The organism is Aminobacter sp. Y103A, assembly GCF_030294925.1.
Classification (GTDB): domain Bacteria; phylum Pseudomonadota; class Alphaproteobacteria; order Rhizobiales; family Rhizobiaceae; genus Aminobacter; species Aminobacter ciceronei.
The window spans coordinates 5,231,611-5,243,469 of sequence record NZ_AP017986.1 but is presented as its reverse complement, the minus strand read 5'-3'; the positions used below and the strand labels follow the sequence as shown (position 1 = coordinate 5,243,469).

12 protein-coding genes are annotated in these 11,859 nt (G+C 64.3%); 7 read left to right on the top strand and 5 right to left on the bottom strand.

Annotated features, from left to right (window positions below; translation table 11 throughout):
* Positions 1 to 15: 15 nt before the first annotated feature.
* The gene (gene fsa / locus Amn_RS25740; RefSeq protein WP_286293668.1) at positions 16 to 672 is read right to left on the bottom strand and encodes a fructose-6-phosphate aldolase; all 657 of its coding nucleotides are present in this window, start codon (positions 670 to 672) and stop codon (positions 16 to 18) included.
* A 90-nt stretch (positions 673 to 762) separates the two neighbouring features.
* On the opposite strand from fsa, the gene Amn_RS25735 reads away from it, so the two are divergent.
* Positions 763 to 2,946 (top strand): primosomal protein N', encoded by a 2,184-nt coding sequence (locus Amn_RS25735; protein WP_154386213.1) that lies wholly within the window; start codon positions 763 to 765, stop codon positions 2,944 to 2,946.
* Here Amn_RS25735 and Amn_RS25730 read toward each other — a convergent pair whose 3' ends face one another.
* A complete protein-coding gene (locus Amn_RS25730; protein ID WP_169808305.1) occupies positions 2,947 to 3,465 on the bottom strand; it encodes an SAM-dependent methyltransferase in 519 nt (172 codons plus the stop codon).
* A 126-nt stretch (positions 3,466 to 3,591) separates the two neighbouring features.
* Here Amn_RS25730 and Amn_RS25725 point away from each other — a divergent pair, with 126 nt between their 5' ends.
* The 6 genes from Amn_RS25725 (at position 3,592) to Amn_RS25700 (ending at position 9,331) form a co-directional block, all read left to right on the top strand.
* On the top strand, positions 3,592 to 3,987 hold the full coding sequence (locus Amn_RS25725) for an AGROH133_08824 family phage infection protein (RefSeq protein WP_067956549.1): 396 nt from the start codon (positions 3,592 to 3,594) through the stop codon (positions 3,985 to 3,987).
* Positions 3,988 to 4,225: 238 nt separating this feature from the next.
* Entirely contained in the window at positions 4,226 to 4,786 is a 561-nt protein-coding gene (locus Amn_RS25720; RefSeq protein ID WP_067956552.1) for a F0F1 ATP synthase subunit delta, read from the top strand.
* Positions 4,786 to 6,315, top strand: coding sequence for a F0F1 ATP synthase subunit alpha (gene atpA / locus Amn_RS25715; RefSeq protein WP_286293658.1), 1,530 nt, complete (start codon positions 4,786 to 4,788; stop codon positions 6,313 to 6,315). The genes Amn_RS25720 and atpA overlap by 1 nt, the downstream gene beginning before the upstream one ends.
* Before the next feature lie 16 nt (positions 6,316 to 6,331).
* Complete coding sequence (locus Amn_RS25710) at positions 6,332 to 7,216, top strand: F0F1 ATP synthase subunit gamma (RefSeq protein WP_067956556.1); 885 nt, start codon at positions 6,332 to 6,334, stop codon at positions 7,214 to 7,216.
* Between the two features lie 64 nt (positions 7,217 to 7,280).
* Positions 7,281 to 8,828 carry a F0F1 ATP synthase subunit beta gene (gene atpD / locus Amn_RS25705; protein WP_067956557.1) on the top strand — a complete coding sequence of 516 codons (1,548 nt, stop codon included), beginning with the start codon at positions 7,281 to 7,283 and terminating at the stop codon, positions 8,826 to 8,828.
* A gap of 104 nt (positions 8,829 to 8,932) precedes the next feature.
* Positions 8,933 to 9,331, top strand: a complete 399-nt coding sequence (locus tag Amn_RS25700) for a F0F1 ATP synthase subunit epsilon (protein ID WP_067956560.1) — start codon at positions 8,933 to 8,935, stop codon at positions 9,329 to 9,331.
* Positions 9,332 to 9,445: 114 nt separating this feature from the next.
* Here Amn_RS25700 and Amn_RS25695 read toward each other — a convergent pair whose 3' ends face one another.
* From Amn_RS25695 to Amn_RS25685, 3 genes are all read right to left on the bottom strand, one after another.
* Positions 9,446 to 10,537 (bottom strand): CaiB/BaiF CoA transferase family protein, encoded by a 1,092-nt coding sequence (locus Amn_RS25695; protein WP_286293654.1) that lies wholly within the window; start codon positions 10,535 to 10,537, stop codon positions 9,446 to 9,448.
* Between the two features lie 79 nt (positions 10,538 to 10,616).
* The gene (locus Amn_RS25690) at positions 10,617 to 11,087 is read right to left on the bottom strand and encodes a nucleoside deaminase (RefSeq protein WP_286293652.1); all 471 of its coding nucleotides are present in this window, start codon (positions 11,085 to 11,087) and stop codon (positions 10,617 to 10,619) included.
* A 10-nt stretch (positions 11,088 to 11,097) separates the two neighbouring features.
* Positions 11,098 to 11,691 (bottom strand): ankyrin repeat domain-containing protein, encoded by a 594-nt coding sequence (locus tag Amn_RS25685; protein WP_210283768.1) that lies wholly within the window; start codon positions 11,689 to 11,691, stop codon positions 11,098 to 11,100.
* Between the last annotated feature and the right edge of the window lie 168 nt (positions 11,692 to 11,859).

Below are 11,859 nucleotides of genomic sequence, written 5' to 3'. Positions count from 1 at the left end.
GTTCTGGCTGGAAGATCAGCCGATCTTCTGGCCGGTCTTGGCCCAGTCGGCCAGGAACATCTCGAGGCCCTTGTCGGTCAGCGGGTGCTTGACCAGTGCCTTCAGCGTTGCCGGCGGGATGGTGGCGACGTCGGCGCCGATCAGGGCGGCGCGCTTGACGTGCTCCGTCGAGCGGATCGAAGCGGCCAGGATCTCGGTGTCGAAGCCGTAATTGTCATAGATGTGGCGGATCTCGGCGATCAGCTCCATGCCGTCGACGGCCATGTCGTCGAGACGGCCGATGAAGGGCGAAATGAAGGTGGCACCGGCCTGGCTGGCGGCGAGCAGGGCCTGGTTGGCGGAGAAGCACAGCGTGACGTTGACCATGCGGCCCTCCGAGGTCAGCGCGCGGCAGGCCTTGAGCCCGTCCAGCGTCAGCGGCACCTTGATGCAGATGTTGTCGGCGATCTTCGACAGCACCGCCGCTTCCTTCATCATCTCGGCATATTCGGTGGCAGCGACTTCGGCCGAGACCGGGCCTTCGACGATGTCGCAGATTTCCTTGGTCACTTCGGCGATGTTGCGGCCGGACTTGAGGATCAGCGACGGATTGGTGGTGACGCCGTCGAGAAGGCCGAGCTCGTTGAGCTCGCGGATGTCCTTCACGTCGGCGGTGTCGACGAAAAACTTCATAACTGTCTCCTTGGTGATGGAAGGGTGCCTCAGGCACACCGCACATGTCGGCCTTTGCTCTAAACCAACTTCGGGGCAAGGTCACGCGTCATGACCGCCGATTCGCCAAGAACCAGGGCCGCCCCCGTGCTGGTGCCGATGCCGGCCGAGCGCGCCTACTCCTATGCCGTTCCCGACGGCATGCAGGTGGTGCCCGGCTCGATCGTGCGCGTGCCGCTCGGCCCGCGCGAGGTGGCAGGCATCGTCTGGGACGGACCGGTCGAAGCGGTCGATCCGAAGAAGCTCAGGCCGATTGCGCATGTCTTCGATTGTCCCCCCGTCAATGACGAGATGCGCCGGCTGGTCGACTGGATCGCCCACTACACCCTGTCGCCGCCCGGCATGGTGGCGCGAATGATCCTGCGCGCGCCCGAGGCCTTCGATCCGGAGCCCTGGACGGAAGGGCTCAAGCGCAGCGACGGCGAGCCCGACCGAATGACTGCGGCGCGCGCCCGTGTGCTCGAAATGGCCAATGACGGCATAGCCTGGACGCGCTCGGGCCTGGCGCATGCTGCCGGCGTTTCCTCCACCGTCATCGACGGGTTGAGGGCGCAAGGCGTATTCGAGACGGTGATGATCCCGCCGCGCCCGGTGGTGGCGCCGCCCGATACGTCCTACACCAGCGCAGAGCTCACCAATGACCAGGAGGCAACCGCGGCAAGCTTGCGCGCCCAGGTCGAGGCCGACAAATTCGCGGTCACGCTGATCGACGGCGTCACCGGCTCGGGCAAGACGGAAGTCTATTTCGAAGCGGTGGCGGCGGCGCTCGACAAAGGCAAGCAGGTGCTGATCCTGCTGCCTGAAATCGCGCTGACGCAGGCCTTCCTCGAGCGCTTCCAGAACCGATTTGGCACCAAGCCCGCCGAGTGGCATTCGGACCTGCCGCCGCGGATGCGCGAGCGCGTCTGGCGCCAGGTCGCCGAGGGTGGCGTGCGGGTGGTGGCTGGCGCCCGCTCGGCCCTGTTCCTGCCGTTCAACAATCTCGGGCTGATCGTCGTCGACGAAGAACATGACCCTGCTTACAAGCAGGAGGACCGCGTCTTCTACAATGCCCGCGACATGGCGGTGGTGCGGGGCCATATCGGCGGCTTTCCTGTCGTGCTGGCGTCAGCCACGCCGTCGGTTGAGAGCCGGGTCAACGCCGAGCAGGGCAAGTATGCGCGTTCGGTGCTTTCAGCCCGTTTCGCCGAGGCGGCGCTGCCACAGCTGGCGACGGTCGACATGCGGCGCTCGCCACCGGCGCGCGGCGGCTTCCTGTCGCCGGTGCTGCTCGGCAAGATGCGCGAAACCCTTGGCCGGCAGGAGCAGTCGCTGCTGTTCCTCAACCGGCGCGGTTATGCGCCGCTGACGCTCTGCCGGGTCTGCGGTCACCGCTTCGGCTGCCCGGTCTGTTCGGCCTGGCTGGTCGAGCATCGCTTTCGTGGCCAGTTGGTCTGCCACCATTGCGGTCACAACGAGAAGCGGCCCGAGGCCTGCCCGGAATGCGGCACCTTCGATCATCTCGTCGCCTGCGGGCCGGGCGTCGAACGCATTGCCGAGGAAGTGGTTTCGCATTTCCCCGACGCGCGCACCATCGTGCTGTCCTCGGACATGCTGGGCGGCGTGAAACGGCTCAGGCTGGAACTGGAGGCGATCGCCAATGGCGAAGCCGATATCGTCATCGGTACCCAGCTCGTCGCCAAGGGGCACAACTTTCCGAACATGACGCTGGTCGGCGTGGTCGACGCCGATCTTGGCCTCGCGAATGGCGACCCGCGTGCCGCCGAGAGGACCTATCAGCTGTTGTCGCAGGTGACCGGCCGGGCAGGGCGCACCGGCAAGAAGAGCCTTGGCCTGCTGCAGACCTTCCAGCCCGACCATCCGGTCATGCGGGCGATTGTCTCGGGCGATTCGGAGGCCTTCTACGATCGTGAGATCGCCGAGCGCGAGCGTTCCGCCCTGCCTCCCTACGGCCGGCTCGCCGGCATCATCGTCAGCGCGGCAACGCGGCCCGAGGCCGAGAGCCATGCGCGTGGTCTGCGCCGCGCAGCCCAGGTGGCGCAGGATGTCCATGTGCTCGGGCCAGCGGAGGCGCCGCTGGCGCTCATCGGCGGCCGCCATCGCTTCCGTTTGCTGGTCCAGGCCGACAGGAAGGCCGACATACAGGGCTACATCCGCGCGCTGCTTGCCGCCGGGCCCAAGCTGCGCGGATCGGTGCGCGTGCAGGTCGACATCGATCCGCAGAGTTTCCTGTGATCAGGCCATGGGCCGGGTGATCATGCCGAGCAGCGGCGGCGTCGCTGCAGGGCCGTACATGGTTTTTTCCAGCACATAGCCGCCCGCCTTGAGGCGCACCTCGATGGCGTGCGCGATAGCTGAGATCTGGCCGGCGCTTGGCGGCTCGAAGAACAGGTACAGTTTGCCCTCCGGGGCGAGCAGCGACCGGATCAGCTTGAGTTCGCGCGCCGCCTCCAGCCAGAACAGGTTGACGTTGATGGCGAAGATCTTGTCGAAGTGCCGACCGCCACCGCTCCAATCCGCGAGTGCCCCCTGCGCCAACGCTGCCTTGCCGGCCGATATCGCTGCGCGATTTCTCTCGTCGGCGGAGCTTACGGCGCTGTCCGAGCGATCGAGCCCGATAATGTGACCATCGGTCAACAGCGGCGTGATTTCAGCCATGGCGATGCCCCGCCCGCAGCCGATTTCCAGCAGCCTGTCGCTTGGCTGAATGCCGAGGTGACTGATCGCCCAGACTATTCGCGCCGGTATGGCCATGGTCCCTCCATCAGGCCCGCCGACCGCAGCATACTTGTTTCGGCCGTTCACACCAGTTGCGCTCTGGCGCTCGACACACCGTCGGATATGATCCCTGTGGATTCGAGGCCTGACCGGAGGGGAAATATGGAGTTCGCATTTCCGTGGCCGGCGAGCCAGGGCGAGTGGCTGGCGTGGAGCTCGGCGGCGGTCACGCTGCTGTTCGGTGTCATCCTGTTCTTTGCCCCGAGAATCGCCTTCCGCCTGCTCAGGCTGCAGGCAAGGCCGGACAATCCGGAAGCCATCGCCCAGGGTCGCGCCACTATGGCCGGCTTCTTCCTCGGGGTTGGGCTGTGCGCGATTCTGCTAGCCCAGCCATTGCTTTACATGGCGCTCGGCGTGTCGTGGCTGTTCACTGCCTTCGGCCGGATCGTCGCCATGATGTCGGACGGTGCCAACACCCCATACAATTGGGTGGCGATCGTTGTCGAACTGGCGCTGGCGGCCCTACCCCTTGGGTTTGTTTTCGGCTTCTGGCCGTGAATCGCCGTCAAGCCACAGCTCCGATGCGCAAGATGCGACAATAGTGCCTCAAAAGCCTGTTAGAGGACGTGTTGCGGTCATCAAAAGCCTGTGCTAGACGGCAATCGACTTTCGGCCGGGGGGATGCGGCTGTCGCGAGCTCCGGGGTCAAAAAACGCAGTAAGGTCAAAGATTTAGCTAGAGTCTCACACTCGCGCCAACAATCTTGCGGCCTGTCAGACAAGAGAAAAGACGGTCCGTGACCCAATCTTCCTCGCCAATCTCCGGTGTTGCTGAGCGCTATGCGGGATCGTTGTTCGATCTCGCACTCGAAGCAGGCGCTGTTGCAAAGGTAGAAGCCGACCTCGGTCGTTTCGCTGTGCTGCTTGACGGCAGTGCTGATCTGGATCGCCTGATCAAGAGCCCGGTGTTCTCCGGCGAAGATCAGGAAAGGGCCATCTCGGCGATCGCCGACAAGGCCAAGATCACCGGCCTGACCGGCAATTTCCTCCGCCTCGTGGCGCGCAATCGCCGCCTGTTCGCACTGCCCGGCATGATCAAGGCGTTCCGCCAGATCGCCGCCGAGCATCGTGGCGAGACCTCGGCAGAGGTGACTTCGGCGCATGCGTTGACCGCGGCGCAGGAAACGGAACTCAAGTCGGCGCTGAAGAGTGTCGCCGGCAAGGACGTGGCGATCTCGGTCGCGGTCGATCCTTCGCTGCTCGGCGGCCTGATCGTGAAGATGGGCTCGCGCCAGATCGATACGTCGCTCAAAACCAAACTCAATTCGCTCAAGCTTGCACTGAAAGAGGTCGGCTGATGGACATCCGCGCCGCGGAAATTTCCGCAATTCTGAAAGACCAGATCAAGAATTTCGGCAAGGAAGCCGAAGTTACCGAAGTCGGTCAGGTTCTGTCGGTGGGTGACGGTATCGCCCGCGTCTACGGTCTCGACAACGTCCAGGCGGGCGAAATGGTCGAGTTCCCGGGCGGCATCCGCGGCATGGCGCTGAACCTTGAAAGCGACAACGTCGGCGTCGTCATCTTCGGTGCCGACCGCGACATCAAGGAAGGCGACACCGTCAAGCGTACCGGCGCGATCGTCGACGTCCCGGTCGGTCCGGAGCTGCTCGGCCGCGTCGTCGACGCGCTCGGCAACCCGATCGACGGCAAGGGCCCGATCAAGGCGAAGGAGCGTCGCCGCGTCGACGTCAAGGCGCCCGGCATCATCCCCCGCAAGTCGGTGCATGAGCCGATGTCGACCGGCCTCAAGGCCATCGACGCCCTGATCCCGGTCGGCCGCGGTCAGCGCGAGCTGGTCATCGGTGACCGTCAGACCGGCAAGACTGCCATCATTCTCGACACCATCCTGAACCAGAAGGCGATCCACGTCGCTGGTCCGGAGAAGGAAAAGCTCTACTGCGTCTACGTCGCCGTCGGCCAGAAGCGCTCGACCGTCGCGCAGTTCGTGAAGGTGCTCGAAGAGCGCGGCGCGCTCGAATATTCGATCATCATCGCCGCCACCGCCTCCGATCCGGCCCCGATGCAGTTCCTGGCTCCGTTCGCCGGCTGCGCCATGGGCGAATACTTCCGCGACAACGGCAAGCATGCCCTGATCGCTTATGACGATCTGTCCAAGCAGGCCGTCGCCTATCGCCAGATGTCGCTGCTGCTGCGCCGCCCGCCGGGCCGTGAAGCTTACCCGGGCGACGTCTTCTACCTGCACTCGCGCCTGCTCGAGCGTTCGGCCAAGCTGAACGACGAAAACGGCGCCGGCTCGCTGACCGCTCTGCCGGTCATCGAAACGCAGGCCAACGACGTCTCGGCCTACATCCCGACCAACGTGATCTCGATCACCGACGGCCAGATCTTCCTCGAGACCAATCTGTTCTTCCAGGGCATCCGTCCTGCCGTGAACGTCGGTCTGTCGGTGTCGCGCGTCGGCTCGTCGGCCCAGATCAAGGCGATGAAGCAGGTTGCAGGCTCGATCAAGGGCGAGCTCGCGCAGTACCGCGAAATGGCTGCCTTCGCGCAGTTCGGTTCCGACCTCGACGCGGCCACCCAGCGTCTGCTCAACCGCGGTGCGCGCCTGACCGAGCTGCTCAAGCAGCCGCAGTTCTCGCCGCTCAAGACCGAAGAGCAGGTGGCGGTGATCTTCGCCGGCGTCAACGGCTATCTCGACAAGCTGGCCCTCAACCAGGTCGGCAAGTTCGAGCAGGGCCTGCTGGCTTACATGCGCTCGGAAGGCAAAGACGTTCTCGACGGCATCCGTACGGAGAAGGCGCTCAGCGACGAACTCCGCGGCAAGCTCAAGGGTCACATCGACGCTTTCGCGAAAAACTTCGCCTGACACTGACGGATAAGGCATGGCCTCGCTAAAAGACCTCCGCAACCGTATCGCCTCGGTCAAGGCGACGCAGAAGATCACCAAGGCGATGCAGATGGTCGCCGCGGCGAAGCTGCGTCGCGCCCAGGAAGCTGCGGAAGCCGCGCGTCCCTACTCGCAGCGCATGGGTGCGGTTCTCGCGAATATCGCCCAGGCTGTCGGTGGCGGTGGCGATGCTCCGGCGCTGATGACCGGCACCGGCAAGGACGACGTGCATCTGCTCGTCGTCTGCACCGCCGAGCGCGGCCTGTGCGGCGGCTTCAACAGCCAGATTTCGCGTCTGGCTCGCGACCATGTCCGCAAGCTCCAGGGCCAGGGCAAGACGGTCAAGATCATCACCGTCGGCAAGAAGGGCTACGATGTCCTGCGTCGCGACTTCGCCTCGCTGATCATCGACCGCGTCGAACTGCGCGACGCCAAGCAGGTTGGCTTCGTCCATGCCGACATGATCGCCAAGAAGGTGATCACCCTGTTCAACCAGGGCGGCTTCGATGTCTGCACGCTGTTCTACTCCGAGTTCAAGTCGGTGATCAGCCAGGTTCCGACCGCGCAGCAGGTCATTCCTGCCGCCGCTCCTTCGGCCGGCGCCGATGCCGCGACCAGCGGCGGTGCGGTCTACGAATACGAGCCGGAGCCGGGCGAAATCCTCGGCGATCTCATTCCGCGCAACATCTCGGTGCAGATTTTCCGGGCGCTGCTGGAAAATGCTGCCGGCGAGATGGGTGCCAAGATGAGCGCGATGGACAATGCCACGCGCAACGCAGGCGACATGATCAACAAGCTGACGATCACGTACAACCGCCAGCGTCAGGCCCAGATCACCAAGGAACTGATCGAGATTATTTCGGGCGCCGAAGCGCTCTAGCCACGTGATGGCTCGCCGCAAGGCGGGTCCGCGTGAAACAACGAACGGACACAGAGGTTAAACGATGGCTAAAGCAGCTACTCCGAAAGCCGCTCCGGCGGCGGAAAAGGCCCCCGCAGCAAAGAAGGCGGCGCCTGCCAAGGCGGCCGCTGCCAAGGTCGAAAAGTCGGCGGTCGTCGCCTCCGGCGCGGGCCGCGTCTCGCAGGTCATCGGCGCTGTCGTCGACGTGCAGTTCGACGGCGAACTGCCGCCGATCCTGAACGCGCTCGAGACGATGAATGGCGACAACCGCCTCATCCTCGAAGTGGCACAGCACCTCGGCGAAAACACCGTCCGCTGCATCGCCATGGACATTTCGGAAGGCCTCGTTCGTGGCCAGGCCGTCCGTGACACCGGTTCGCCGATCATGGTTCCGGTTGGCGACGAGACGCTCGGCCGCATCATGAACGTCATCGGCGAGCCGGTCGACGAAGCCGGCCCGGTCAAGACCAAGTCCAAGCGCGCCATCCACCAGGAAGCGCCTGCCTATGTCGACCAGTCGACCGAAGCACAGATCCTGGTCACCGGCATCAAGGTCGTCGATCTGCTGGCTCCTTATGCTCGCGGCGGCAAGATCGGCCTGTTCGGCGGCGCCGGCGTCGGCAAGACCGTTCTGATCCAGGAACTGATCAACAACGTCGCCAAGGCGCACGGTGGTTACTCGGTGTTCGCCGGCGTCGGCGAGCGCACCCGCGAAGGCAACGATCTGTATCACGAAATGATCGAGTCGGGCGTTAACAAGGACCCGCACGAGAACAACGGCTCGACCGAAGGTTCGAAGTGCGCCCTGGTGTTCGGCCAGATGAACGAGCCGCCCGGTGCGCGCGCCCGCGTCGCCCTGTCGGGCCTGACCATCGCCGAGCACTTCCGCGACCAGGGCCAGGACGTGCTGTTCTTCGTCGACAACATCTTCCGCTTCACCCAGGCGGGTTCGGAAGTGTCGGCTCTGCTCGGCCGTATTCCTTCGGCCGTGGGCTATCAGCCGACGCTGTCGACCGATATGGGTGCGATGCAGGAACGCATCACCACCACCAACAAGGGCTCGATCACTTCGGTGCAGGCGATTTACGTCCCCGCCGACGACTTGACCGATCCGGCGCCGGCAACCTCGTTCGCGCACCTTGACGCGACGACGGTTCTCAACCGCGCGATCTCGGAAAAGGGTATCTACCCGGCCGTGGATCCGCTCGACTCGACCTCGCGCATGCTCGATCCGCTGATCGTCGGCGAAGAGCACTATTCCGTCGCCCGTCGCGTCCAGGAAATCCTCCAGCGCTATAAGTCGCTGCAGGACATCATCGCCATCCTGGGCATGGACGAGCTGTCGGAAGAGGACAAGGTCACGGTCGCCCGCGCCCGCAAGATCGAGCGCTTCCTGTCGCAGCCGTTCTTCGTCGCTGAAGTGTTCACCGGCTCGCCCGGCCAGCTGGTTCCGCTCGAAGACACCATCAAGAGCTTCAAGGGCCTGGTTGACGGCGAGTACGATCACCTGCCGGAAGCTGCCTTCTACATGGTCGGCGGCATCGACATGGCGATCGAGAAGGCCCAGCGCCTGGCTGCGGAAGCGGCATAATCATAAAGCCGCAGCGCGGGCCCATGGTCCGCGCTGTTGCACCGATGACTGCCCAGTTGTGGGCAGGTCTGCTCGGAACTCCGTCCAAGCATTTGTGAGACACCATGGCTGAAGCATTCAAATTCGAACTGGTCTCGCCCGAGCGTCTGCTCGTTTCGGAGCAGGTCGAGTCCGTCGTCATTCCCGGTGCGGAAGGCGAAATGACTGTCATGGCCAACCATGCGCCCGTCATGACCACGATCAAGCCGGGCGTCGTGACGGTGAAGGCCGTTGGCGGCAAGGAAGAGCGCTACGTCGTATTCGGCGGTTTCGCCGACATCGTCCCGGCAGGCTGCACGCTGCTTGCCGAATCGGCGACGCCGGTGAAGGACATCGACCGCGCCGAACTGCTGCGGCGCATCCAGGACGCACGCGAGGACGTCGCCGACGCTAAGGAAGACCAGGCCCGCACCAAGGCGGAAGCCTATCTCAACCACCTTTCGACCCTGGAAGCCGCGATCTGAGGATTTCTCGCCGGGTCAGGCACGTTCGACAGAATTGCTCAAGCCGCCGGCTCCACCGGCGGCTTTTTGCATTTTGGGGTCTGTCGGCTGGGGTGGAGAGCTCGCGAGCTGGAGTTAGCCGCTCCACGCCCTGACCGCCTCGGCCAGCGGCAGCACCTCTCGAGGTCGGGCGCGCGCCTCGGTCGGCGTGCCGGAAAAGCGCGGGGTCGGAGCTGGTTGTGTCAGCCCGTTCAGTTGAACAAAGCTTTTCCGGGCGATGAGATGAGGATGTTGCGCCGCCTCGTGAAGGTCGAGCACCGGTGAAACGCAGGCGTCGGAGTGTTCCAGCAGAGCCAGCCATTCGGAGCTTGGGCGTCTGATGATCAGCGCTGCGATCTCGTCTTTCAGTGCTGGCCAATTGCACCGGTCGGCGCGCAGGGCGTGGGCGGTGTCGTCCAGCCCGATGGTCTGGCGGAACAGTTCGAAGAACTGCGGTTCGATCGGACCGATGGCGATATGCCTGCCGTCTGCGCATTCATAGGTGCAGTAGTAGGGCGCGCCGCCGTCGAGCAGATTGGCTGCGCGCTGGGGCTGCCACTGGCCGGCGGAGGCAAGGTCGTAAGCCATGGTCATCAGTTGGACGGTGCCGTCGCAAATGGCAGCATCGACGACTTGCCCGGTGCCTGTACGCTGCGCCGACAGCAGGGCCGCGAGCATGCCGGAGACGAGGAACATGGCGCCGCCGCCGAAGTCGCCGACGAGGTTGAGCGGCGGCACGGGATGGCCGGCGGGGCCTATCGCCGCGAGCGCGCCGGTAATGGCAATGTAATTGATGTCGTGCCCGGCACAGGCTGCCATCGGGCCGGTCTGTCCCCATCCCGTCATGCGGCCGTAGACGAGGCGTGGATTGCGCTCCAACAGGACATCAGGTCCCAACCCCAGCCGTTCCATGACAGCCGGCCGGAACCCTTCGATAAGGGCGTCGGCACTGTCGCAGAGTGTGCGGACCATCTCGGCCTGGACGGGATCCTTGAGATCGGCCTCCACGGTTGGACGCCCGCGTCCCGAAATCGGATCGGGAATTTTAGGCGTGGCCTCCGGGCGCGCGATGCGGATGACGTCGGCCCCCATGTCCGCGAACTGCATGGCGGCGAAGGGCGCAGGTCCGAGACCGACGAATTCGACGACGCGAAGCCCGGCAAGCGGGCCGGTTGCCGGTTTGGTCATGGTCCGCACTCCTTGTGGCGAAAACGAGAGGCTGGCGGAGGGGCTTGTGAAACCTTCCGGCCGGATTGGGGTGAAGAGCCTAGGATTGGGACTGTGCAGCCTGCCACTCGGCGTAAAGATGCTGGTGGTCCCGCGAGCGCACCGGGCGATATGCGACCTTCATCGTCTGTTCGGTCGCTGGCCGCGCCAGGTCGGCATAGACAGCTGCCGTCGACAGGCCATAGGGCGCGCCGTCGTCATTCGAATATGCATATGCGACTTCGGTTATGCCGGCCATGCGCATCGCGCCCATGCACATCGGGCAAGGATGGCCGCTTGCATAGACTGTGCAACCGTCGAGCCGTGGCGAGGCCAGGGCCTGACTTGCCGCCCGGATGGCCGACATTTCGGCATGGGCAGTCGGATCATTGGACGAGAGCACTTCATTGACGCCACAGGCGACGACCTCTCCGTTCCTGACCACAACCGCTCCAAAAGGACGGCCACCTCTCGAAATGTTCGCGCGCGCCAGCTCGATTGCATGGCAAAGGAACTCACTCGACTTGTCCAATTCGGCCTCCTCAGCGGGCGCCGGCGGCAACCAGGACCTTCTCGATCTCGGTGAAGCCGTGCCTGCGTGCGTTCTGCAGCGGCGTTACGCCGTCGCCGTCGGCAAGGTTGACGTCAGCACCGGCGTCGACGAGCAACTTGACGATCGCGACGTGGCGGGGACCGCCATCGCCGAGTACGATCGCCTCCAGCAGAGCCGTCCAGTTGAGCTTGTTGACGTGGTCGACCTCGACACCGGCCTCGATCAGCGTGCGCACGGTTTCGACATGACCGCGTTCGGCGGCCGGGATCAGGGCGGTGCCGCCATAGCGGTTGATGCTCTTGAGATCGGCGCCGTGGGCCAGCGTCATCTTCAGGATCTCGAGGTGTCCGCGTGCGCCGGCATAAAGATACGGGCTGTCATTGATGGCATCCTTGGCGTTGACGTCGGCGCCTGCGTCGATCAGCACCCTGGCAGCTTCGATCTGGTTGCCGTGGGTGGCGAGCAGAAGTGCGGTGCGGCCGCTGTCGTCGCGTGCGTCGATGCTGGCGCCCTTTGCAAGCAGGTCGCGGACAGCTGTCGCGTCACCCTTGCTCGCGCTTGCATGCAATTCACGTTCGAGCATGTTTTCTCCTGCGGCTGGTGCAATCCATGCCATGGCGGCGAATGCCAGGACAGAGGCGATCTTGAGCAATAGGCGGTTCATGTTCCTAATCTTTCGATACGTGTGGCCGAGCGGCTGGATAGCGGGTTCCGCTCCGCAAGTTTTACCTTCTGAAACCAAATCTGTTCG